General features: G+C 58.6%; 1 rRNA gene. It reads right to left on the reverse strand.

The features are described from left to right. Positions 1 to 263, reverse strand: a 16S ribosomal RNA gene (locus tag WS34_RS15245); the annotation flags it as partial.

Consider the following 263-nt stretch of genomic DNA (forward strand, 5'->3'; position numbering starts at 1 on the left):
CTTCCATGGCTTGACGGGCGGTGTGTACAAGGCCCGGGAACGTATTCACCGCGCCATGGCTGATGCGCGATTACTAGCGAATCCAACTTCATGGAGGCGGGTTTCAGCCTCCAATCCGAACTGAGATAGGCTTTCGAGATTGGCATCCCCTCGCGGGGTAGCGACCCTCTGTACCCCCCATTGTAACACGTGTGTAGCCCCGGACGTAAGGGCCGTGCTGATTTGACGTCATCCCCACCTTCCTCTCGGCTTACACCGGCAGT

Source organism: Odoribacter sp. N15.MGS-14 (assembly GCF_000980245.1).
Classification (GTDB): domain Bacteria; phylum Bacteroidota; class Bacteroidia; order Bacteroidales; family Marinifilaceae; genus Odoribacter; species Odoribacter splanchnicus.